The following is a 22,703-nucleotide window of genomic DNA, read 5'->3' on the forward strand; positions in this document are numbered from 1 at the left end:
CTATGTCTCTTATCCAGTTAAACCCGAATTTGCATGACGCTGTTCACAAGCTGAACCACAACAAATTAGAAAAAGATAGGAGTTTTAGAGACTTTAAACTAACATCGGAAGAATCATTTGCATTAAAAATAACATTAAATGACTTTTCAAAAAATAAAACTTCTGTTGTTCAAAATAATTGGGGTTAATAACTAACCTTATTTTACCAAATTCAAAAAGGATTGTATAACCAGCTTTGCGCTGTTATACAATCTTTTTTTCGTTTTCACGCAAACATTTAAACAGAATTTACATGAACACGCAAAAAGTTTGCGTGAAAAACTCCCATTTTTGCGATGTTATTATATTAATCAAATATTATGATAATTAGTATATATATGGAAAAATATTCAGATAGAGTTGAGAGGAGTTCGGGGGATGAAAGATAGAAAAATGAGTCGATGGAGCACCTACGATCCCTTCAACATCGAGCTCGCCGATAAAAAAGTGTATGACATCGTCATCACTCACCATGCGCACAGTCGATACCGTTTACGTATTGGAGACGAAGCCGCCTCGCTGGAGGAAATATGCGCCTTTCTATGGGAGAAACTGAAGAGCGGCAAAGTCGCTCCTTACTATAAGAACGAAGAAGACGTTTATGCGGTCGATGATGATTTGCTCTTTGTCGCCCAATTCGATAATGCTAACTCAGAGACGGATCTTTTGGGGAACCCTTTACATAGAATGATCGTTGTCACCTTTCTAGGACGAATGAGCGAGAATTTGGAGCTTCGCGATTTGAGGAGCTATTACTCCTGGCTGCGTCATTCTCGGAGAATGACATTAATAAAAAACAGCAGGAAACAAAAATAACTTGGTAAGATACGAGGACGCTCATGAAAACACTTAGTCATCAGGGCTTGATTAATGCCTACTTGGAAGCGATAAACTTGCAGCTTGAGCAAGAATTCATAGACATGCTCCTGAATGAGCTGATAAGGCGGGAAATTCTTATTGAGGGGTTGTTAGATCACGCGGATATTTCAGGCAAGAAAATTAACGACATGAACAAATGAACGACTTTATATAGAAAGTAACAAATATTCTGCCTCCTTCATTTTCTTCAGGATACTGTGAAATTCATTGCTCTTATCCACTGTTCTATTGTCTCGTCCACTCCATCTGCTTCCATGTATTGCAAATGCGAAATCTTTGGAGTTAATCGCCCACCGTCAAAAATAATGAATATACGATACTCTTTTTTTATACTTTGATTCGTAAGTGTTACATATACGCTACCTTCAAGTGCATTATCATCCAGACCTACTTGAAGTCCGCGATAGTCTACTAAACTTAAACCATCTTTCTCTAATTCACTGAATTTATTTACCCACTCTTGTCGCTCGTTTGAATATATATATCTGGATGCTGCTGTTGGATCATTACTCTTGAGGTTCGCCATAAAATGAGTTGTTGCGAATCTCCCAGTAACGACTGGAACTACGTGATAAATAAATACAAAAGTAACATAACTTAAAATAATTATAGCAGACGCATACAATACTTTTTTCTTCAATTCATTTGCCTCCTAGTTCGTAATTAGCCAATGATATTCCCGATTGGAGCTGATCCCGGCGGATAAGAGCCTCCAGAGACTTCTATCCTGCGAGAATGGATCTTTTTGACTGAGATAGAAGTCTTTTGGGACTCTTATTACTCAGATATGGCTCGACTTGTTGTATGCATATCACGAAAAGCAAAGGTAATGCAAGCACAATAAAAAAACTACCGAAAAGGCCACTCCCCGCCCCCTTCGATAGCCCATTATTCAACCACGCTACGCCGTCCCAAATGTAACACCCAACTCACGAAGCCGCTTGCGATACGCAATACTCAGTCGATCCGTATTCAAATGCAGCTCCGCCTGCAGATCAAGCGGCAGCAGCTCCGGCTTCTGATTTTCGACCATTTCGCGATCCTGTTCGATCAGCAGATCCTGGAACCGGACGAAAATGTCATCCGGCTCCTCATACGCATAGTTCCGCTGCTTGAGCATGAAAGCTTGGCTTCGCTGCTCGGTTTCCGGCAGCACCATGAGGAACAAACGGAAAATATGATCCGTATCCCTGTCTCTTTTAGTAAACGCGACGCTTAGCGGACCATACACTTCATACACATAACGGCTATGCACCCCGCGCCCCGTTCCATCCGGATCGGGTTGGTAGACGACGATCTCCTCCGAGGTGAGGACGCCATCCTCCTCATGTACCTGGTAGTCGCCGATCTCGGCAAATTCACTATCACCCAGCAGACCCTCATGAACAAACATGAGGTGGGAGACATCGAGGAAGTTCTCAATCACGCGGGGCCCGGCGGCTTGCAGGATATACGGTCCCATCCATACTTCTTTGAAGCCTTCGGGAATATAGGCACTCACTTTAGGCAGCGAACCTACCGGTTCACCCAAGCAAACCCAAACAAATCCGTGCGCTTCCACACAACGGTATACGAAAGCTTTCGCCTTCGAGGGAATAGCGCGATCGGCAGGCAGCGAAGGGATTCGTGTACACGTCCCACAGCTATTGTAAGACCAGCCGTGATAGGCGCACACGAGTTCATCTCCCTTCACTTTGCCGAGCGAAAGCGGTACGCCCCGATGAATGCACAAGTCTTTGAAGGCGTGAACGCCGTCAGAGGTGCGGAAAACGGCCACTTTTTCACCCAGCACGACAACAGGAACCGGCCGATCCGCTAACGCCGACGACAACAATACCGGATGCCATTCGTCAAGCAGCGTCCTATCTTGTATAGTCATCGCCCTCACAACCTTTCCCCATTATTTTGGAATGACACCTTTAATGCCCTTAACAAACCAAGTCGTCCCCAGAATCTCTTCGTCTGTCATTTTTTTGCCCTGCTCGAACCTGACTTTCCCGTCCTGATCGACGATAGGGCCTTGGAACACGTCAAAGGTTCCCGCCATAATCTCTTGCTTTTTCTTCTCAACAAGCGCTTTGACGTCAGCAGGCACATTTTTGCCAAGCGGTGCGATGTCTGTAATGCCTTCCTTCATGGTGCCAAAGTACGCTTCGGACTTCCAAGTGCCGTCCATCACACTTTTCACTGTTTGTACGTAGTAAGGGCCCCAGTTCCATTTCGGGTTGGAAATGTACGTCTCCGGCGCGAACCGGCCCATGTCGGAATCGTTGCCGATGCCCCAAACTTTGCGCTCAGCAGCCGCTTGAATGCCCGCCGGTGAATCTTGGTAGGCAGCCAGCACATCCACGCCTTTATCGAGCAGTGAAATCGCCGCTTGCTTCTCGGTAGCCGGATCGAACCAGGTATTGCTCCAAACAACCGACACGTCCACGTTCGGATTCACGCTTTGCGCGCCTAAGGTAAAAGCATTAATGGTATAAATGACTTCCGGGATCGGGAAGGCTCCCACATAGCCCATATGATTGTTTTTGGTCATTTTACCGGCAGCCATGCCGACGAGGTATGCGCTTTGATACTCGCGTCCCATATACGTCCCCATGTTAGGCAGTGTTTTGTAGCCTGTCGCGTGCAGGAATTTCACGTTCGGGTGCTTTTGCGCCACGTTGTACATCGGGTCCATATAGCCGAAAGAGGTTCCGAAAATAATATCGTTTTTCTGTGCCAACTCTTCGAAAACCCGCTCCGCGTCAGGACCTTCAGGAATATTTTCGACGGTAGTCGCTTTGATGCCCAGCTCTTTCTCCATCATTAATCGGCCTTGATCATGCTCATACGTCCATCCTCCGTCACCGGGCACTCCAATATAAACAAAGGCCACTCTAGGGAGCTTTTTTTCCGCTGAGGAAGGGACTGCGCTTGCAGCCGGTGCTGCCGCAGGAGAGCCTGCTGGCGTTGTCGTGGTGCTCGTCGTTGGTGCGGATGAACTGGAACAAGCGGATAGGATCACTAGGAAGATAGCGGTTAAGGACAACATCAGTTTTTTTGGCATCATAGCTTCTCCCCCTCTCTTTTTGTCGGCAGACCACATCGTTCTACCGCTCTGAAAATACCTTCGTACCCCGTGCAGCGGCATAAATTGCCGCACAGCGCCTGTTCGGCCTCCGCCCTCGTCGGGGCGGGATTTCGGTTCCACAAAGCCGTTAGCGTGACGACCATCCCTGCGGTGCAATAACCGCACTGCAGCCCTCCTTCCTCTAACATCGCTTGTTGAACCGGATGCAGCGACTCCCCTCCGGAAATCCCCTCAATGGTTGTCACTTGCTTGCCGGCTGCTTGATACGCCATAAGCAAACATGCATTTACGGGCTTCCCATCCAGCAGCACCATACAGGCGCCGCAGCGTCCGATCTCACAAGAAACTTTGGTGCCGGTTAAACGCAAGTCATCTCGTAAAATATCCGACATCCGCTTGGATGCAGGAACCGGAATCGCGACATCCTTCCCGTTAATGGAGCATTCAAGCACATAGGCTGCATTAATCAATGGCCTCCCCCTCCAACCCTTCTAGCCAATCGACGGACTGCACGATGTGTTCCGGTGAAATCGGCAGCCGGTTCACCCAGATTCCTGCCGCCTGCCGAACCGCTGCCGTTATCGCCGGCGCGAGCCCGACGCTGCCGATTTCGCCTACCCCGCGCGGGCCATAAGTATCGCCCTCGGGTAATTCTTCAATTGCTTCTACACGAATTGTATGGGGGCTATCTTTGAAAGTAGGGATCAAATACGTATCCAAATTGTGCCGCAAATACGCGCTCTCCTGCATGACGGCATCCTCGGTCAACGTGAAGCCCAGCGCCATCACGCTGCCGCCCTCGATCTGTCCGAGGAAGCCCATCGGATTAATGACAGGACCTGCTGCAATCACGTGATCGGTCGCGACCACCCTCACCCTCCCTGTCAGCATGTTCACTTCTACCTCTACAATAGCTGCTGCGTAAGTGTACAAATAATGCGCCCCGACCTGCCCCTCAGGCGTCGTCGGGTAGTCGAACACCGTCTGCGCAAGAATCGGCTTCGCTGCCGCTTCGGCAGCTGCCGCCAACTGCGCATACGTCACAACCGGCTGACCCAACTCATCGCCCATGCGATGAATTCCGCCTGCGCCGGTTGTCAGCTCTTCAGCGGCAGCGCCCACAAGCCCAGCCGCCTGCTCCAGCAGCGCCTGCACGAACGGCGGCTTCAGCCGCTGCAGCGCTCGCCACATCATCGTGGTGGCGCGGGATGCCGTGCTCGAGCCGCTGACCGGCACGCGGTCGGTATCGCCGATGACGATGCGAATGTCATCAGCGCCGCAGCCGAAGCTATCCTGCAGCATAAGCGTGAGCGCTGCGTAGAGCCCTTGCCCGAACTCCTCGAAGCCGAAGGAGGCTTGGATCTTGCCCTCCGGCGTGAGCTCGATGCGTCCGCCGGAATGATCCGGGATGCCGAGGCCGAGCCCGGCGCCGTGCATTACCATCGAGGCGCCGACGCCACGGCGCAGCCACGGCTCCTCCAAGCCCCTCTGCGGCATGCCCCGCTTTGCCCAGAGCGGCGATTCCTGCACCTTGCTCCACACTTGATCGGCACCTTCGGTTGCCACAATCTCCTGGCCCAACGGCCCAGGATCGTCCGGAGCGCGCAGGTTCAGCTTGCGCAGTTCCCAAGAATCCATCCCGAGCTTTTCAGCCAAGCGCTCGATCTGGCTTTCAACGGCAAAAATCACCTGATTGCCGCCAAAGCCCCGGAATTCCCCGGATACGCCGTTATTTGTATAAACACTCGTCCCCTGTACGTCCACATGCGGGATCCGGTAAGGCCCGATGGTATGTTCCGTAGCGAAATTCAGCACCTCGCAGCCCAAAGTGGCGTAAGCGCCGGTATCCGCAAGAAGGCTGACTTGATGGGCGATAAGGCGTCCGCTGGCATCTGCGCCGGTCTTCATCGTGATCCGCATCGGATGCCGTTTGATCCCGGCAATGATCGATTCACGGCGGGAATTGTGCATTTTGACCGGAGCGCCGGTTTTCAAAGCAAGTAAAGCGCCGAAGGGCTGCACGTTAAGCTCATCCTTCCCGCCGAACGATCCGCCGATCGGACTGGATACGACGCGGATTTGTTCTTCCGCCATAGCAAGAATGCGCGCCAACTGCATCCGATCTTTGTAGCCGTGCTGTGTCGGCGAGTACACCGTCAGTCGGCCATCTTCCTCAGGAATGAACAGGCCGCCCTCCGTTTCCATATACGTGTGCATTTGCCTCGGCGTATAATACGTCTCCTCAACGATGTGTGCACATTGCTCAAAAGTCGATTCAGCCTCCCCATACTTCAGACAAGTTCGGTGCAGCAGATTGCCGTCAGGATGTAGAAGAACGGTTCCCTCATCCAGCGCAGTTTCCGGATTGTCTACAACCGGCAGCGGCTCGTAGACAACCTCGATTAAACTAAGGGCGTACTCGGCGATCTCTTCCGTATCCGCAGCTACAGCCGCCACAGCATCTCCGACATAACGAACCCGATCATGACACAGGACAGGTTGATGCGGGAAAGCAATACCGAACAAATTCATGCCCGGCACGTCCTCCGCTGTTATAACCGCACGGACACCGGCTATCGCTTTGGCTTTCCTTGTATCAATTGAAAGAATCCAAGCATGAGGATGCCTGCTTCGCAGCACCTTCCCGCACAGCATGCCCGGTGCCGTTAAATCCGTGAGATACCGGAGCTTTCCGGTTACTTTCTCTTCACCGTCGGGACGAACGATCCATCTTTTTGCGTACGTATTACGATCTAGAAGCACCGGCTCCGCCCCCTTTTCGCCAAGCTTTATAGCATTCGGACACAATCAGATTCGCCGCCGTCATCTTGCGGTATGCAGCACCGGCGTAATCGTCGGCTACAGCATCGAAACTATCGGACACTCCCTTATGTAAAATTTGCAGAACCTCCTTGATCAAAAGCTTGCCTGCCAACGCGTCCTCCAGCTCTGTGAATCTTGACGGAACAGCACTTCCCCCTCCCGCGCTCAAAGCGATTGCGGCAACAGTGCCATCCGCTTCTATTCTTATCCGGCCGGCAACCGTTACAACCGATGGGGTGAACGCTTCTCTGCGTCCTACTTTTAAATAAAAGGAATGCTCCGCATCCGTATTCCTAAGCTCTGTAGGGGTCTGTCCCGCATCATTCATCTGGGCACTCACCTGCCCCGGAACTACAATCCTCGTCATCACTTCAAAGGACGAATAATTCAAATCTTGCAGCCACTCCTCCAACCACAGCACGCGTTCTTTCTGTCCATCCGACACCACCACCTGCGCATTCATAACTAGCAGGACAGGAATGAGATCGCCTGTGCGAGTCATCACATTGCCTCCGATTGATGCTAGATTGCGTACGGAAGGAGCTGCAATCTCAGAGCACGCTTGCACCAAGAGCCCGCATCGCTGCTTCATCATTTGATTTTCCATCACATCGGCCAAACAAAGCGCAGGACCTATATGAACATGACCTTGACCATCCAGGGTTAATCCGGAAAGAGCAGGAATGCGACCAAGGCTAATCAAGTGCTGCGGAGGCGATGAAAGGCCATTTTCCCAACGTGTACGGAGCCATGTGCCGCCAGAGACCAGCACCGAGTTTTCTCCCCATTTACGCTTAAGTATCAAGGCTTCCTCCACAGTCGTCGGCTGCCACACCGTAGGCTGCTGCTCTGACAGCTGGTACAAAGGAACCGACATGAACAAACCTCCTCTGTGTCATCTAGAAATACCGGACCCCCAAGATTATCCGTAGTTAAATTAGCTCAACTATAAACAATTTCCAAAAACAGAGTCAACTAACATGACATGAATTTGTGTTTTTGTATAAAAAAATAGCGCATTATTAGTAATAATGCACCTCTAACTTCTTATACGTCATTTAAGTTAACACGGATTTATGTTCGAATATATTTTTTTCGCCTCTTCAAACCGTTCCGCTGTGTCGATGTCCATGAATTTAAGCTGTTTTTCCTCTATCATGCGTCCACGGTACAGGGGTGAGCGAAACAGGGATCGCGCCCCGGCATCCCCTTCCAGAGAGGCTGCCGCAGGCCACATCCCCGGTCCCATAATCAGCGGAGGCTTCGGCATTCCCTGATCCCCGCTGGCGATATAATCATCCCCTGCATCTTCATTAAATGCCTGCATAAGGCCGCACAGCATAGGCCCGTCGATAAAAGGCTGATCCGCCAGCAGCACCATGATGCCCTCCGCGCCCTGTTCTTTGGCTTCCCGGATGCCGGTGCGCAGTGAATGCGCCATCCCGTATTCCGCGTCATGACAGACAGCAATGACGCAGCGCCCCAGCATGATTTGCTCTTGAGCGAATATTGGCAGCCAATCCAACGTATCGCCTTCACGCACAACAATAATTACACTATACAAATCTGACTGAAGAGCTTGCTGGAGAGCAATTCCGCCTAGCCGTACGCCATCTGCGATTTCCAAGGACGTCTTCGCCGTCCCCATTCGTCTGGAGCTGCCCGCTGCCAAATAGACGCCAACGACTTTCCGCTTCCTGGCGCTCACCATGTGCGGGACCCTTGGACATCCAGCCCTGATGCGACAGAAGAGCTCCTCCCTCCATTTGCGTGAACACCGCGCTTTATACCAATCAATTCCGCTACGATACTGACCGCGTTCTCCACAGGACCTTCCGAGCCGATGCGCAGACCAACCGGATAATGGGCCCAATCGGGGCGCTCCACGCCATCCAGCAGCTTCTCTGACCGCACTCTGGAGCCCATAATGCCAAGGTAACGCAGACTCGTCTTCACCGCTCCGCGCACGAACTCGGCATCCTTGTCGAACTGGTGGCTCATCACGACGACATAATCCTCAGCGGTCAGCTTCAGCTTTTCAAGCAAAGTCCCTGGAAAAGCTGCGATCGTCTCCGCTCCGGGAAAACGTTCTGCCGTGCAGTAAGCATCGCGCCAGTCCGCGATCACGACGCGAAATCCGCTGCTCAGGGCCAGCCCCGCAAGCGGGATGGCATCGTCGTTCGCACCAAACACGACGACCCTCGGCTTCGGCCTGAACGTGTAAACATAGCTGCCAGACGAGGAGACGCAATCGGCAGAAGATCCTTCAAGCGCGTCGCACAGGCTGTACCGAATATCGGAGTACCCCTCAATAAACGTACGGACTAGTCGCACGGCCTCTCCGCGATTCAAAGCCGCCTTGGCAGCCAGGAGGTGAACAAGCAATTCGCCGGTTACAGGCTCCAGCAGAATGCGGATTAACCCGCCGCACCCGATCGTTTCACCCCAACCGAAATCGTCGGCAGGCCGCATGTCATACTCGACCATTTGCGGCTTCTGCGATTCCTCGACCAGGGGCACATACCCGGACAGGTCGGCTTCCAGGCAGCCGGGGGATATGCTCCCAACCGAGCTTCCATCCGCCATCAGCAGCATCATTGCCCCTTGCTTGCGGTAAGCGTGACCTTCCACATGAATAACCGTTGCCAACACAGTCGGCTGAACATAACGCTCTACCGCTTCTAAAATGTCATAGGCCTCCATCACTCACCGCTCCTCGCTTTATGGCATCATCGTTTTACCAGCCGATTGCTAAACCGTCACCCCGCGGATCCGCAGCGCCGCTCAGAAAGCCATGCTCATCCAGGACAATCCCCTGCGCTTGCCCCATAATGCCATCCCAAGGATTCACGGGCTCAACCTGATGTCCCCATCTTTTGAGACGGGCATAGACCTGATCATCCAATCGATGTTCGAGCTTCAAAGCATCGCCGTCTTCTCCCCATGTACGCCCATATACCCAACGGGGCAGCGATATGGCTTCTTGAATCGACAGCCCATAGTCCAGCACCCCGGTCAGAATGGAAAGCTGCGTTTGCGGCTGCCCCTCTCCGCCTTGTGTGCCAAATAGCATGCAAGGCTTACCCGCTTTGCCGACCATAGCCGGCATTAACGTATGAAACGATCTTTTTTGAGGCTCCAACACATTCGCACAGGCAGGGTCCAGCGAGAAAAAGGAGCCCCGGTTCTGCAAAATAATCCCCGAATCGCCCGGCACATAAGCAGCGCCAAAGTCGAAATACAAGCTTTGAATGAAAGAAACCGAATTGCCTTCCTCGTCAACAACAGCCGCATAAGCCGTATCCTGGCCGATCGCCGGAGATAAGTGTTCGCTTGCCTTGAACGGTTCCTCTTGGATGGTCTGCCAGAGCTCCTTGGCATAAGCCTTGGACAGCAGCCGCTCCAGCGGGATCTCCCGGAAATGAGGATCGGTTAGGTACAAATCGCGGTCTTTAAACGCCTTTTTAATCACTTCCGACATGATATGATAAAAGTTGGCTGAAGCTCTGGGAATTGCGCTTACCTCTATATGTTCCAGCATATTCATCATCATCAGCGCGGTGAATCCTTGCGAGTTCGGCGGCATTTGATAAATGTCATACCCGCGATACGTGGTAGAGAGCGGTTTCACCCATTCTCCAGCATAACGCTGGAAGTCCTCCTCCTGAAGCAAGCCGCCATCCTGCTGAATACTTTCCACCACATTTTTCATAACAGCACCCTTGTAAAAGGCATCTCGCCCATCCCGCGCAATCCGGCGAAGCGTCTCGGCCAGCTCTTTCTGAACCAGCCGGTCCCCCTCCTTCAAAAGCTCACCGCTGGCCATATATAGCGCGCTAAGCTGTTCGGAAGCCCGTATGAACGCTTCATCCTTCTTCATCCAAAAACGTAAATTGCGCGAGATCGGGAACCCTTTTTCCGCATAGGCAATCGCCGGTTCCAGCAGCTTCTCCCAAGGCAGCCTGCCGTACTTCTCCCACACCTGCCACCAGGCATCTACCATGCCCGGCACGGTGATCGCGCTCAGAATCCCTCTCTGCGGAATCGCTTGCAAGCCTTTGGTCCGGTAAAAATCAGGCGTCGCCTGCGCTGCAGACTTCCCGCTCCCGTTAAAGCCCGTATAGGTGTCTGTTGCTGCATCATACATCAGGAAGAAGGCGTCCCCGCCGATGCCCGTCATATGCGGATAAACGACGCCCAGCGCTGCACTAATCGCAATCGCGCTGTCAAAAGCGTTGCCACCCTGCTGTAAAATCCCGCTTCCGACACTGCTCGCTAAATAATGTGGCGTGGCAACCATCACATGTTCCGCTCGCGGCATGATGTTTAACATGGCTGTTTCTCCTCTGCATGAGCATATTGGCGTAAAGCTGCTTGCAGCGCCTTACCCGCGTTGACATCGGCACCGTGCCAGAGAAGAACAGCCTCCAGAGCGCCGAGTACATGAAGCACGTTTTTCTGATTGCAGCTGAAGCCCATCGTGCCGATTCGCCAGATTTGACCCTTGAGCGGCCCGAAAGAACTGGCGATTTCGATCCCGAACGTGTTCAGCAGCATGGAACGGACAGCTTCTCCGTCTAAGCCCTCGGGGATGAGGATGCAGGTTACGACCGGCAGCTTGCAGTCCGGATCTCCATACAGCTTCAGCCCCATGGTCTCCAGGCCGGCGACCAATGCCGCCTCATGCCGTTTATGACGCTTGAATCGCTCCTCAAGTCCCTCCTGCAAAACCAGCCGCAGCCCCTCACGCAAGGCGTAAAGCATCGACGTCGCTTCCGTGTGATGATTGAGCCGCTTCGGGCTCCAGTAGTCCTGCAGCATGCCCAGGTCAAAATAGTTGCTCGCCACCGGCTTCCTGCCGGATACCTCCGCCCCTTGCTCGCGCAGCCCCCGCTCGATCGTCTTGCGGCGCAGCACCTTGGCTTCGACGCGTTCGTTGTAGGTGATGGGCGACATGCCGGAAGGGACGGACAGGCACTTCTGTGTCCCGCCGATGACCGCATCGAGCTGCCATGCATCGGTCATTACCGGGACGCCGCCGATTGTGGCTACCGCGTCCACAACGAGCAGCGCATCCGCTTCACGGCAGGCCGCTCCGATGCCATCGAAGGGTTGGATGCAGCCCGTGGACGTTTCGCCGTGAACCATGGCCACGATGTTCGGCTTTTCCCGACGGATAGCGTCGACGATTTCCTGTGGTTCGAACACTGTGCCCCAATCCCGCTCCAGCATGACAACCTCAGCTCCGCAGCGCTCCGAGATTTCCACGAGCAGATGACCGAAGCGTCCATAAATAGGAACAAGCACCTTATCGCCCGGTTCAATCACACTTACAAGCACGGCTTCAATCCCCGAACGCGAGGTGCCGTCTACCGGGAAAGCCCATTGATTGTTCGTTTGAAACACTTCGCGAAGCATTTCCATCGTTTCATTCATCAGTTCGGTGAATTCCGGATCGAACTGCCCCAGAATCGGATAGGACATAGCACGAAGCACCCGGGGGTCGACCTCTACGGGTCCGGGAGTCATAATCGTTCTCAGCGAAGGCGATAATTCCTTATATAATTTCATCTGCTTCTCCCCCATAGCCAAATTGGTATAACACGTGAACCAATGTTTGGAACCCGGCGACCAGATCGCCGGCTTCCGTAAACTCCGCAGGACTGTGGCTGATGCCCGCCACGCTCGGCACGAAGATCATCGCCGACGGGCAGATCGGCCCGAACAGCTGAGCATCATGCCCCGCTCCGCTCGGCAGCCGCATACTTGGAAAGCTGACTGCTTCACAAGCGGCTTCAATGGCTGCCGAAATGCCCTCATGCATAGCCACAGGCGAAGCATGTAAATTTTCAACCGTTTCTATAGTAAGCCCTCTTCGCAGTGCGATTTCTTCGAGCTTTGTTAGCAACCTTACACAGAATGTACGCATCTCTGGCTCGTCAGTATGCCGGATATCGAGCGTAAACGTCACGTCTCCCGGCACCACATTCGAGGTTCCCCGCCTTACTTCCAACCGCCCCACGGTAGCGACAAGCGGCTCTCCCGCCTCAAGTGCCATTTGCTCCGTTAGCGTCACCATTTCAGCAGCTCCGGCGAGCGCATCCCTGCGCATCGTCATCGGGGTCGTGCCCGCATGATTGGAGCTGCCTGTTACATGTACAGTTAATCGAATTTGACCGACGATGGCGGTAACAACGCCAATTTGTTTGTGTCTATACGTTAGGACAGAACCTTGCTCGATATGAAGCTCGATATATGCGCCAATCTGTTCGCGTTTAGCCGGATGTTCTCCCAGGCCGGCGGCATTGAAGCCCGCTTGCCGCATCGCCTCAAGCAAGGTGACGCCAGCGGGATCCGCAAGCTCAGCCGCCTGCGCCAATGACCTTGCGCCTGTGACATGCCCCGAGCCCCAATAAGCCAGCGGGAAGCGGCTTCCCTCTTCTTCACAGAATGAAACGGCTTCCAGCGTTCGTTTCGGTTCCCCGTACGCCGCCTTCAAATAGCCCAGCGCCATCATGGAGGCGACGACGCCGTATGCGCCATCGTATTTCCCGCCGTTTTTGACCGTATCGACATGCGACCCTGTCAGCACCGGCTTCAAGGCAATCTGACTGCCTGACAATTTTCCAAACACATTGCCAACCGCATCAAAAGCGCTTTCCAGCCCCAACTGCTGCATCTTGCTTATAAGCGCACGCTGCGCCTGCAGCCAAGACTCTGTGTACAGCAGCCGGGTCACTCCCCCCTCAGGATCTGCTCCATAAGAGGAAAGCTCCTCCAACACTTCCAGCATCCGCTCGCCGAATTGAGCAAGCAAGTCTTGTGAATTCGGTATCCGTTTAGCCACCGCCGCCACCTCCAACGATCACTGCGGGACGTAACCACGCCCCTTCAGCAAGAGCGGCAACCCCTTCGCCAAGCTCATACACCCTGTTTCCACGGCAAAAAGTCGCCTTCACACGGCATCCAAACGTCCGCCCCACGTAGGGACTATGCTTGTGGAGGTAAAGCAGATCATTCGCCTGCAGCGTATAGCTGCCGTTCATATCGACCAAAGCTAAGTCTGCATCAGCTCCGACTGCAATTACTCCCTTACGAGGATACAGCCCAAAACGCTTGGCAGGCTCAAGCGACAGCATCCTCGACAGTTCAGTCAGCGGCACATGTCTGCGGAGATGCCCTTCATCCAGCATCAGCTCCATGGAGCTCTGCGCCCCGGAGATGCCGCCCCACGCTTCGAAGAAATCCCCCTGCTTCATAGACGTTGGGCATGGGGAGTGATCCGAAGCGAGAATGTCGAGCCGTCCGGCCAGGAGCTCCGCCCACAGCCGGTTTTGATCTTCTACCGTGCGCAGCGGAGGGGCGCACTTCGCAACCGGGCCCAGCTGCGCCAAATCCTCGCTGGTCAGCGCCAAATAATGTGGGCACGTCTCTACCGTGACGTCCAGTCCTTTGGCCTTCGCCTCGGTGATGGCCTCCACGCCTTCCGCGCTGGAGATATGCACGAAGTGCAGCTTGCAGCCCGTTTGTTCTGCGTAGCGAAGCGCGCGCTTCACGGCTTCCAACTCCGCCTCAATCGGCCTCGTGTCCACGAAGTCGAGCGCTTCCCGCCTGCCTTCTTCCTGAGCCTTGGCGGCTCGCTTGGACACGATCTCCTCGCTCTCGGCATGAAGGGCGAGCACCAGCCCCAAGCGGGCAATCTCCTGCATCCCTGTGCAGAGCGTTTGGTCGTCAACCTCAGCGAAAATATCCTCCCCTTCTCCGCCGGGACAGGACATGAAAGCCTTGAATCCAATGACTCCGGCCTCCGCCAGCCCCTGCAGATCGCCCACATTACCAGGAACCAATCCACCCCATAGCGCATAATCGACTAAGGATTGTCCTTCAGCCGCTGCCAACTTCCGGACAAGCGCGCTAACCCTTACTGTAGGAGGAACGCCATTCAGCGGCATATCGATATAAGTCGTACATCCTCCGGCTGCGAGCGCCGCAGAACCTGTCGCAAACCCCTCCCAGTGACCAAGCGCGGGTTCATTGAAATGAACATGCGCATCCACCATGCCGGGCAGGACATGCAGGTACTCCGCATCATAGACAGGCGTATGCTCCGAGCACATGAGGTTTTCGCCTAGTGCGGCAATTTTACCGTCACGAATACCGATATCTATCTGCCGGACTTCATCTGTGAGGACGACGTTCCCCTTGCGAATCACGAGGTCAAAATGTATATCCATCCGAAATCCTCCCCCGAAGCTTTATTTAGCAACGCTTATCGCCATTCGCTAGCTGCCCCTGTATGTGTTATATCCCCATGGCGCAATCAACAGAGGGACGTGATAATGGCTGTCTGCTGCTGCAACGCCGAACCGGATCGGAACTTGATCCAGAAAAGGCGGGTCGGCCAGCACCACGCCGGCTCCGCGAAAATATTCGCCGACATGAAAGACCAGTTCATAGGTACCAGGCGTAAAATCTTCCCCGCTTAACAGCGGACCCGGCAGTCGGCCGTCCTCATTCGTGACCGCTGCGCGCAACAGGTCCGACCACCCTTCTTGAAGACGGTACAGCTCAATGCGTACAGCTTTCGCAGGTCTGCCTTGACTGATGTCCAGAACGTGCGTCGTTAGTCCAGCGCTCATAGGCCCTCCAGATCACGCTTTGTCATCGAAAAGCCTTGAAATCCATACGGCGGTCTAGGCTCTGTAAACACCTTTCCTTCACCTGCCGAGGCTTGCTCCAGAATCGTTTCCCATGTACGGTTATTGGATTCAAACCGAATTTCTTTTAGTTGGGGAAACCTTAGTAACGCGCGCTGCCCGATGCGGTAGATGAGATTTTGGATCGAAGGGGAATGCTGCTCGTGAAAAACGGTATGCGCAATATCCCGGATTTGCTCGGAGGCCACATAACGGCCCAGATCCGAGTCCAGAGCATCCTCCACCTCTTCATAACTCCAAGCCATATCCAGAAAAATAAATAACGGGCGGTCATACGATTCCGGAAGTGTCGTATACTCATCTCGTACGAAGCCCGCGAAAGAGCTGCCTTTCACCTTGATCAGCTTCAGATCGGCAATACCGCCTTCATGCTCCACAATGGCGATCCCCTCTTCCGTTCGAGCGATTTCTACTTTTGCTGTCGGATGTTCATTTTGCGAATACCGGTATACCAAATTACCGTTCTCGAATCCTTCGGCTCCAGGTACCGGCAGGACATCGAAAGCCACTTGGTCGGCCGTCATTTTCACGCCTGTTATCTGAGGATAAGTCTCTAGGAACTTACGGCTTGCGAATGCCAAAAACCCTTCCGCCGTTGCGCCTTCATATTCTCCCGCTTTGCGCAGGATGAAATTTTTCATGGAGTCCGTGGCCACCACCAACGTGTTATCTCCTTCAGTGAAAGAAGTGAAAAACTTTTCTCCGCTAACCGCCACCTTAATATTCATGCCGAACAGCACATTGTCTCGTCCATCAAAACCCGATTCAGGAATTAACGTTAGATTCGTAAGCGGCTTTGCATAGGATCTGTATACCCATACGTCACCTTTTCCGTAGTACATGATTCTCTCTGATCCGTTCTTCATCGCTTTCCCCTCCGCTACGTTGACTAGCAATGCCTCCAGGCGAAATCGCCCAATTTTGCAAACCTCCTGTAAAGCCATAACCAGCTCTTCCTTCACCTCTCGATGAATCCGATGACTCAGCGCTTCGCGAATCGTTTCCTTGGTCTGACTCTTAACCGCCATGATGAACGGAAACTGAAAAGCCTCCGTATACCGCTTGTTTAGCTGAAGAAACAGCTCATATTCTTCTGGTGAAAGCTGGTTTAGACCGGCTCCCGCTTGCTCCTGTACGGAATGATCCGTCATTCGAACGCGCGTTCCCAAATCCGGATGCGCTCGAAGAAGCGCCAACTGCTCTTGTTGATCCGCACGCCATACCTCTCGTTCCAGGCTGCTGATCAGGTCCTGTTTTGTTGCAAAAGGCCTCGAGCTCCATGCGCGCTCCGCTACCCAAGAGGAGTGTTCGAACAAGGGACCGAAGGCATCGACAAACCCTTCTTGTGTCAATTCATTCACTTGCTGCAGCGTTTGCGTCACTACCCTTCACCTCGTTGACGTTATAAAAGTTAACATTCTTGTTCAAGATTTGTTTCATTGTAATTGCGTCATCCCTATGGGTCAATTTATATGAAAGAAGTTTGTAAACTTTCATAACATCCGTAATTTTTTTTGTGAAATTACAAAAAAAGGCCGCTAGGGATAAAGGAAACTCCCCTAACGGCTTTTTTATTCTGTAACGTTCAGCGAAATAGCGCCCTATACGACACGTCCCACATTGTTCACCTTACAGCCTCTGCTCCCGAATATAAGGAACGCCGAGCGCCTCAGGGGCGCCGGATGGCTTATTGCGGCTGCGCCAACCTAAGAACATCAACACCAGTATGGTCACGATGTACGGTATCATTTTCAGAAAATACGAAGGAATATGACTGCCAATCAGTTGGACACGGAATCCCAGAGTGTCGAGCACCCCGAAGAAATACGCGCACACCAGAGCGCGAATCGGGTTCCATCTGGCGAATATAATTAGCGCCACCGCGATCCATCCACGCCCTGACGTCATCCCTTCATTCCAAGTCGGCGTGTACACGAGCAGCAGGTCCGCTCCACCAAGACCGATCAGCATCGAACCGATGATGATACAGCCGTAGCGAATTGCGACCACCGGAATTCCCATAACGTCGGCGGTTGCGGGATTATCTCCCACCGCTCTCAGATGCAGCCCCCACGAAGTGCGATGGAGGAATAGATGCATCACGATTACCAGCACAAAGCTAAACCAAGTGAACAGATCCATATGGGCAAAGATCTTTCCAAAAAACGGTACACTCTCCAGCCAGGTCAAATGTAGCTTGGGCACTGCCCCAACCAGCGGCTGACCGCTAACCGGCTTCCCCAAATAGGCGCTAAGCCCCGTACCGAATATCGTCATCGCCAGCCCGCAGACGACCTGATTGGCATGCAGGGAAACACAAAGAACCCCGTGCAGCAGCCCCAACATTCCGCTAACGGCAAGTACGGCGAGGATCGTCAATAGCAAATTTCCGGTATGTATATACAGCAGACAAGAAGTTACCGCTCCCATCAGCATAAGCCCTTCGGCGCCTAATTGGGTAATACCGGATCTCTCAATGAGAATCCCGCCCAACACGGCCAGAAGCAGCGGAGTCCCCGACGAAATAGCTGAAACGATTATTTGCGTAATGATCTCCATCACTTCCCAGCCCCTCTCCATTAACATCGATGCAATAAGCACTCTCAGCTCCCAGCTTGTTCAACTATTGCGGCGAATGCGAAACTTCCCAGCCATGCCTCCGGCAATCAGGAAAAACAAGATAGCTCCTTGAATCATCGACGAAATCGAGGACGGGAGGCCGATCGTTTGCACGCTATACCCTCCGACAATAAGCCCGCCAAAAAGCACCGACGAAACCACCAGACTAAGCGGATTCAGCTTTGCCAGCCATGCCACAATAATAGCCGTGTATCCATACCCGGGAGATAGCCCGTACATCAGACGGTGCGCCACCCCGGATACCTCCCCCATGCCGGCAATTCCGGCCAGACCTCCGCTAATGATCATGACGACCATCACATGCCGAGAGATTCGTATGCCTGCATTCCGCGCCGCTTCCGCGTTGGCTCCAATAAGGCGCAGTTCGTAGCCCCAGCGGGTATAACGTATGACGAAAGCATAGAGCAGCACCCCGATTACGGCAAAAAGAATGCCCAAATGGAGCCGCGAAGCGCCAAAAGTGGGTAATGACTGCGCCGCCGTGAACATCGGCGAACCCGGGAAATTGAAGCCCTTCGGGTCTTTCCATGGACCGAAAACGGCATAATTCAAAGCAAGCAAAGCTACATAATTCAGCATAAGCGAGGTGATCAGTTCATTGACCTGAAAATAGATCCTTGGGATCGCCGTCAACAACCCCCATAGTCCGCCCGCTGCGATACTTGCCACGACCATGAGAGGAATCGACATATACATCGGCAAATGCGGAAAATAAATCGTTACCGCCGTTGCCGCCATCGCGCCGGCCAAAAACTGTCCCTCGGCCCCGATATTCCATACCGAAATCCGGTAAGCGATCGATACCCCCAAGCCGCAGAGCAGCAGCGGAATCGCTTTAACCAACGTCTCCGTCAGGCCAAAGGAAGAGCCAAAGGCCCCTTTCAGCATTTTGGCATACACCGTAATCGGGTTCATGCCGTTCAAAGTTATAAAAACCCCGCAAGCTACAAGCGCCAAAACGATGGATACGATCGTTATCCACCATGGACTTTCCCGACCCGCAGGGTCAATCTCGAACCGGTACGGCAGGCGAATGCCCGATTCCAGCTTGATGCTTTTCGTCTCTGGCGGAATGGTTCCAGCCATTTGCTGCTCGCTCATCCTGCATCCTCCTTCTCTGATCCTGCCATCAGCATCCCCAAATACTCACGGGTCGCTTCTTCTCGAGGAATATCGCCCACGATGCGCCCGCCGTACATAACCAGAATTCGGTCAGATAGCTGCATGACCTCATCCAAATCTTCCGATATGAGCAGCACGGACCGTCCCTTCTTGCGCAAATCCTCCAGCAGGGTATGCACTCCGGCGGTTGCGCCTACATCGAGCCCTTGCGTAGGGTGCACGGCAACCATCAGCTTCGGTTCAAGGTCAATCTCTCTGGCGAGCAGCAGCTTCTGTTGGTTGCCTCCCGACAGGAACTGAACAGGTGCATCGATCCCCGGCGTCTTCACGTCAAAAAGTTCAATAAGCTTTTGCGACCAGCTCCGATTGCTCCCTGTGCGAAGCAACCCGAAGCGTGAGCGCTCCGGAGCGCGATACGTTTTGAAGAGCAGATTATCGACGGCGCCCAGGCTCCCTGCGAGTCCGCTCTTCATCCTGTTTTCCGGCACATGGGCAATGCCTTGCCCGATAGCCCCGCGCACCGAACCGTTTTGTAGCAGCTTGCCATCAAAACGAATCTCGCCGTCTTTCCATTGGCGAAGACCCGTCAACACTTCTGCAAGCTCCTTTTGTCCGTTTCCGGATACGCCGGCCACCCCGACAATCTCCCCTGCCTTCACTTGAAAATGAAGTCCATCCAGCACCTTTCGTCCATGGTCTCCATACACATTCAGGCCTTTAACCACGAGCATGTCGCTGCCTTGCGGTTTCTCTCTCCGGATTGTGTTGTTGTGTACGCTCTCTTGGCCAACCATCAACTGCGCCAAATCACGCTCGTTCGTCTCCGACTTCGCCATCGTCGCGATCATCTTCCCTTTGCGCATCACGGAGATTCGATCCGAAATGAACATAACCTCTTTCAGCTTATGCGTCGTTATAATGACGGTTTTACCTTCCTGCTTCATGCGGTTCAGCGTTTCGAACAGCTGCTCCGCCTCCCCCGGCGTCAGCACCGATGTCGGTTCATCCAAAATAATGAAGTCGGCGCCGCGATACAACGTCTTCACAATTTCTACGCGCTGCTGCTCGCCGACGGATAACTGCCAGATGGGCCGATCCACCGGAAACGGCAGACCGAAATGCTTCGAAATCGCCTCAATCTCCTCCGATTTCCTAGCCATCCACCGCGGGCCTCTCCAAAATGAGGAGGATTCCCCTAGCACAATGTTCTCCGCGGCCGTTAAGGTCTGCACAAGCCGGAAATTTTGAAACACCATTCCGATTCCAAGACGCATGGCATCCTTAGGCGAGCGAATGCGCACCTTCTCGCCGTGGATGTGAATTTCTCCATGCGTTGGACGGTATACCCCAGAGAGCATGCACATCATCGTGCTTTTGCCGGCACCGTTTTCGCCAAGCAGCGCATGAATTTCTCCGGCTTTCGCTCTGAAATCAACCTGATCGTTGGCGATAACAGAGCCAAACTGCTTTATGATTCCCATCATCTCAACGGAATATCGCTCCTCTTTGTTCAATCGATGCGTCCCTCCTCAGCTAACCGTATATGGAGCGGCAGCATTTCCCCAGGAAGGATCTGCTGCCGCTCCATACTTCTATCCATTTGTTTCACTATACTGTTCAGATGAATTATACGTCAATTAACATAACATCATATTAGGGCATTTCACGAAATACGCTTCCTACTTTGTGCTATTTGCCAATATACACGTCAACTTAACTTACAATAAACAAAAAAGAGCTGCTCCAAAGCGTCTTTACAGACTTTTCGGAGCAACTCCTTACCTATTCTCGGCTTATCTTATGAAAGAAATATACCGCCGTACACGAAACCGACGACAATCACGAAAGCTGGATGAACCTTTTTCATTTGGATGAGATAGAAAGCAACCGTGGCTATTCCAAAAAACTGCAGGTATCCGATCTCATTCGTCGATTCCACCAGGGAGCTCCACGTTACCAGCACCATCATGATCGCGATCACAGGCTGCACTAGCAGCGTCATGCCTTTGATCACAGGCGATTGCTTATATTTCTGCAGGATATTCAGTAGAATAATGAGCGCAATTATCGACGGAACGACGGTTGCCGCCACAGTGATCAGAACACCGACCCATCCGGCGATTTCATAGCCGACATACGCGGCGATTTTCGTCGCAATCGGTCCCGGCAGCGCATTACCCAAGGCCAGCATATTCGAGAACTCACTGCTTGTCATCCAATTATGATTCGTTACAATATCCTGATACATCAGCGGTATCGAAGAAGGGCCTCCTCCGTATCCAAACACATTGGATAGAAAGAAACTGACGAATAAATGCCACCATTCCATCATACGTCATCACCTGTCCCCAGCTGCTTCTTCTTCCACTTATCCTTGAGCTTATGATGGAATGAGCCGTATAGCAGAAAAATAAAAATAACAATCGCCGGATGCACGGAGAACGTCTGCAGCAATAAAAAAGAAATAATGAAAAAGACAATGCCGGCCGCCCAGCCTAATCCCTTAACCGCTTTCTCGCCAAACTCATACGCCATTACAGCAAGCATCACGGCTACGATAGGCACTACAGCCGCTATCATCCCCTTGATCACCTTCGACGTGCTAAAAAATTGAATAAACGCATACAATCCGACCATAGCCACACAAGTAGGCACAATATGGGCAAGTACGCCTATCGTCGCTCCCCCTACCCCTTTAAGCCGATAGCCCAGATACCCAGCCAGCTTCGTTGCAATCGGTCCCGGCAGCGCATTCGCTATGGCCAGCACCTCCATGAATTCTTCATCCTTCATCCACTGAAAACGTGTCACCGCCTCATAGCGGATCAACGGTACAATCGACGGTCCGCCGCCATATCCCAAAATCCCAGTCCTCAGCATCGCCATGCCGATTTGGACGTATGTATTTCCCACTCGTCTCACTCCTGTCTCTCTTGCAGCACCTTCTACACCTATATGTACTTATATGGGCACAGTAAACTTCGCTTTATTGTAATATAAGTTTAAATGATTTTTTCAATTCTATCCGCACTTTTGTAAAAATGACAAAAAACGTTCAGCTTCTTTGGACATTCCCAAACTTTGCGCCGGGAGCGGCGTATTGTTAGTTAGCTATGCGCGGCTCTAGCTGGTTGGAACTATGGTCCGCTATTTCTGGCAAAATCGGCGCTCCGGCCTTTTGAAGGAACCTACGATCCGCTATTTTGCCGATTTCGGCTAATTATTAGGCATTGGCGGGCAAATAAGGCCCTGCAGTTCCGCTTTAACTCTGAAAAGCGCCAGATCAGCTGAAATAGCGGCCTGTAGTTCCCTTATGTAAAAGAGGATATTGCTTTACGCTGATTTCACCTTAAGATTGCCGAAAAAACAAAAAGCCTTTCTGAGATTTCTCTCAAAAAGGCTCTTTT

The 22,703-nt window shown here is 52.6% G+C and carries 22 protein-coding genes; 3 read left to right on the plus strand and 19 right to left on the minus strand.

Annotation, left to right across the window (positions count from 1 at the left end):
* Nucleotides 1-2: 2 nt before the first annotated feature.
* The 3 genes from GC097_RS06040 to sda all read left to right on the plus strand — a co-directional run bounded on the left by GC097_RS06040 (nucleotide 3) and on the right by sda (nucleotide 1,058).
* On the plus strand, nucleotides 3-188 hold the full coding sequence (locus GC097_RS06040) for a hypothetical protein (RefSeq protein WP_171682433.1): 186 nt from the start codon (nucleotides 3-5) through the stop codon (nucleotides 186-188).
* A 229-nt stretch (nucleotides 189-417) separates the two neighbouring features.
* Nucleotides 418-855, plus strand: coding sequence for a hypothetical protein (locus GC097_RS06045; RefSeq protein WP_171682434.1), 438 nt, complete (start codon nucleotides 418-420; stop codon nucleotides 853-855).
* 23 nt (nucleotides 856-878) lie between these two features.
* Nucleotides 879-1,058, plus strand: a complete 180-nt coding sequence (gene sda, locus GC097_RS06050) for a sporulation histidine kinase inhibitor Sda (protein ID WP_171682435.1) — start codon at nucleotides 879-881, stop codon at nucleotides 1,056-1,058.
* 47 nt (nucleotides 1,059-1,105) lie between these two features.
* Here the strand turns inward: sda and GC097_RS06055 are convergent, their stop codons facing one another.
* The 19 genes from GC097_RS06055 to chrB form a co-directional block, all read right to left on the minus strand.
* Nucleotides 1,106-1,558, minus strand: coding sequence for a hypothetical protein (locus GC097_RS06055; RefSeq protein ID WP_171682436.1), 453 nt, complete (start codon nucleotides 1,556-1,558; stop codon nucleotides 1,106-1,108).
* Nucleotides 1,559-1,819: 261 nt separating this feature from the next.
* Nucleotides 1,820-2,797, minus strand: a complete 978-nt coding sequence (locus tag GC097_RS06060) for an aromatic ring-hydroxylating dioxygenase subunit alpha (RefSeq protein WP_171682437.1) — start codon at nucleotides 2,795-2,797, stop codon at nucleotides 1,820-1,822.
* A gap of 21 nt (nucleotides 2,798-2,818) precedes the next feature.
* Nucleotides 2,819-3,973, minus strand: coding sequence for a BMP family ABC transporter substrate-binding protein (locus GC097_RS06065; RefSeq protein WP_246293983.1), 1,155 nt, complete (start codon nucleotides 3,971-3,973; stop codon nucleotides 2,819-2,821).
* Nucleotides 3,970-4,464, minus strand: a complete 495-nt coding sequence (locus GC097_RS06070) for a (2Fe-2S)-binding protein (RefSeq protein ID WP_171682438.1) — start codon at nucleotides 4,462-4,464, stop codon at nucleotides 3,970-3,972. Before GC097_RS06070 ends, GC097_RS06065 begins: the two co-directional genes overlap by 4 nt.
* Complete coding sequence (pucD, locus tag GC097_RS06075; protein ID WP_171682439.1) at nucleotides 4,457-6,757, minus strand: xanthine dehydrogenase subunit D; 2,301 nt, start codon at nucleotides 6,755-6,757, stop codon at nucleotides 4,457-4,459. Before pucD ends, GC097_RS06070 begins: the two co-directional genes overlap by 8 nt.
* Entirely contained in the window at nucleotides 6,741-7,694 is a 954-nt protein-coding gene (locus GC097_RS06080; RefSeq protein ID WP_171682440.1) for an FAD binding domain-containing protein, read from the minus strand. Before GC097_RS06080 ends, pucD begins: the two co-directional genes overlap by 17 nt.
* Before the next feature lie 186 nt (nucleotides 7,695-7,880).
* Complete coding sequence (locus tag GC097_RS06085; protein ID WP_171682441.1) at nucleotides 7,881-8,528, minus strand: nucleotidyltransferase family protein; 648 nt, start codon at nucleotides 8,526-8,528, stop codon at nucleotides 7,881-7,883.
* Nucleotides 8,522-9,520 carry an XdhC family protein gene (locus GC097_RS06090; RefSeq protein WP_171682442.1) on the minus strand — a complete coding sequence of 333 codons (999 nt, stop codon included), beginning with the start codon at nucleotides 9,518-9,520 and terminating at the stop codon, nucleotides 8,522-8,524. The genes GC097_RS06085 and GC097_RS06090 overlap by 7 nt, the downstream gene beginning before the upstream one ends.
* A 34-nt stretch (nucleotides 9,521-9,554) precedes the next feature.
* Nucleotides 9,555-11,150 (minus strand): gamma-glutamyltransferase, encoded by a 1,596-nt coding sequence (gene ggt, locus GC097_RS06095; RefSeq protein ID WP_171682443.1) that lies wholly within the window; start codon nucleotides 11,148-11,150, stop codon nucleotides 9,555-9,557.
* Nucleotides 11,144-12,388 carry a (S)-ureidoglycine--glyoxylate transaminase gene (locus GC097_RS06100; protein WP_171682444.1) on the minus strand — a complete coding sequence of 415 codons (1,245 nt, stop codon included), beginning with the start codon at nucleotides 12,386-12,388 and terminating at the stop codon, nucleotides 11,144-11,146. The genes ggt and GC097_RS06100 overlap by 7 nt, the downstream gene beginning before the upstream one ends.
* Nucleotides 12,375-13,664: a Zn-dependent hydrolase gene (locus GC097_RS06105; RefSeq protein ID WP_312875619.1), complete on the minus strand. Its 1,290-nt coding sequence runs from the start codon at nucleotides 13,662-13,664 to the stop codon at nucleotides 12,375-12,377. The genes GC097_RS06100 and GC097_RS06105 overlap by 14 nt, the downstream gene beginning before the upstream one ends.
* Nucleotides 13,657-15,051, minus strand: coding sequence for an allantoinase (locus GC097_RS06110; protein WP_171682445.1), 1,395 nt, complete (start codon nucleotides 15,049-15,051; stop codon nucleotides 13,657-13,659). The genes GC097_RS06105 and GC097_RS06110 overlap by 8 nt, the downstream gene beginning before the upstream one ends.
* Nucleotides 15,052-15,099: 48 nt before the next feature.
* Nucleotides 15,100-15,456 carry a hydroxyisourate hydrolase gene (uraH, locus tag GC097_RS06115; RefSeq protein WP_171682446.1) on the minus strand — a complete coding sequence of 119 codons (357 nt, stop codon included), beginning with the start codon at nucleotides 15,454-15,456 and terminating at the stop codon, nucleotides 15,100-15,102.
* Nucleotides 15,453-16,916, minus strand: coding sequence for a factor-independent urate hydroxylase (gene pucL / locus GC097_RS06120; RefSeq protein WP_171682447.1), 1,464 nt, complete (start codon nucleotides 16,914-16,916; stop codon nucleotides 15,453-15,455). The genes uraH and pucL overlap by 4 nt, the downstream gene beginning before the upstream one ends.
* 247 nt (nucleotides 16,917-17,163) lie before the next feature.
* Complete coding sequence (locus GC097_RS06125; protein WP_171682467.1) at nucleotides 17,164-18,093, minus strand: ABC transporter permease; 930 nt, start codon at nucleotides 18,091-18,093, stop codon at nucleotides 17,164-17,166.
* Nucleotides 18,094-18,153: 60 nt separating this feature from the next.
* Entirely contained in the window at nucleotides 18,154-19,275 is a 1,122-nt protein-coding gene (locus tag GC097_RS06130; protein ID WP_216625659.1) for an ABC transporter permease, read from the minus strand.
* Entirely contained in the window at nucleotides 19,272-20,780 is a 1,509-nt protein-coding gene (locus GC097_RS06135) for an ABC transporter ATP-binding protein (protein ID WP_171682469.1), read from the minus strand. Before GC097_RS06135 ends, GC097_RS06130 begins: the two co-directional genes overlap by 4 nt.
* A gap of 314 nt (nucleotides 20,781-21,094) precedes the next feature.
* A complete protein-coding gene (chrA, locus tag GC097_RS06140) occupies nucleotides 21,095-21,628 on the minus strand; it encodes a chromate efflux transporter ChrA (RefSeq protein WP_281364244.1) in 534 nt (177 codons plus the stop codon).
* Nucleotides 21,625-22,218 (minus strand): chromate efflux transporter ChrB, encoded by a 594-nt coding sequence (gene chrB, locus GC097_RS06145; protein WP_312875620.1) that lies wholly within the window; start codon nucleotides 22,216-22,218, stop codon nucleotides 21,625-21,627. Before chrB ends, chrA begins: the two co-directional genes overlap by 4 nt.
* Nucleotides 22,219-22,703: the final 485 nt, after the last annotated feature.

It is taken from the genome of Paenibacillus planticolens (assembly GCF_013141725.1).
GTDB lineage: Bacteria > Bacillota > Bacilli > Paenibacillales > NBRC-103111 > Paenibacillus_E > Paenibacillus_E planticolens.

Bases quoted from the DNA above. Each gene is read 5' to 3' on its own strand.
- GC097_RS06040 (WP_171682433.1), top strand. From the start codon at position 3: ATGTCTCTTATCCAGTTAAACCCGAATTTGCATGACGCTGTTCACAAG.
- GC097_RS06045 (WP_171682434.1), top strand. From the start codon at position 418: ATGAAAGATAGAAAAATGAGTCGATGGAGCACCTACGATCCCTTCAAC.
- sda (WP_171682435.1), top strand. From the start codon at position 879: ATGAAAACACTTAGTCATCAGGGCTTGATTAATGCCTACTTGGAAGCG.
- GC097_RS06060 (WP_171682437.1), bottom strand. From the start codon at position 2,797: ATGACTATACAAGATAGGACGCTGCTTGACGAATGGCATCCGGTATTG.
- GC097_RS06065 (WP_246293983.1), bottom strand. From the start codon at position 3,973: ATGATGCCAAAAAAACTGATGTTGTCCTTAACCGCTATCTTCCTAGTG.
- GC097_RS06080 (WP_171682440.1), bottom strand. From the start codon at position 7,694: ATGTCGGTTCCTTTGTACCAGCTGTCAGAGCAGCAGCCTACGGTGTGG.
- GC097_RS06085 (WP_171682441.1), bottom strand. From the start codon at position 8,528: ATGGTGAGCGCCAGGAAGCGGAAAGTCGTTGGCGTCTATTTGGCAGCG.
- GC097_RS06090 (WP_171682442.1), bottom strand. From the start codon at position 9,520: ATGGAGGCCTATGACATTTTAGAAGCGGTAGAGCGTTATGTTCAGCCG.
- ggt (WP_171682443.1), bottom strand. From the start codon at position 11,150: ATGTTAAACATCATGCCGCGAGCGGAACATGTGATGGTTGCCACGCCA.
- GC097_RS06100 (WP_171682444.1), bottom strand. From the start codon at position 12,388: ATGAAATTATATAAGGAATTATCGCCTTCGCTGAGAACGATTATGACT.
- GC097_RS06110 (WP_171682445.1), bottom strand. From the start codon at position 15,051: ATGGATATACATTTTGACCTCGTGATTCGCAAGGGGAACGTCGTCCTC.
- uraH (WP_171682446.1), bottom strand. From the start codon at position 15,456: ATGAGCGCTGGACTAACGACGCACGTTCTGGACATCAGTCAAGGCAGA.
- GC097_RS06125 (WP_171682467.1), bottom strand. From the start codon at position 18,093: ATGGAGATCATTACGCAAATAATCGTTTCAGCTATTTCGTCGGGGACT.
- GC097_RS06130 (WP_216625659.1), bottom strand. From the start codon at position 19,275: ATGAGCGAGCAGCAAATGGCTGGAACCATTCCGCCAGAGACGAAAAGC.
- GC097_RS06135 (WP_171682469.1), bottom strand. From the start codon at position 20,780: ATGATGGGAATCATAAAGCAGTTTGGCTCTGTTATCGCCAACGATCAG.
- chrA (WP_281364244.1), bottom strand. From the start codon at position 21,628: ATGATGGAATGGTGGCATTTATTCGTCAGTTTCTTTCTATCCAATGTG.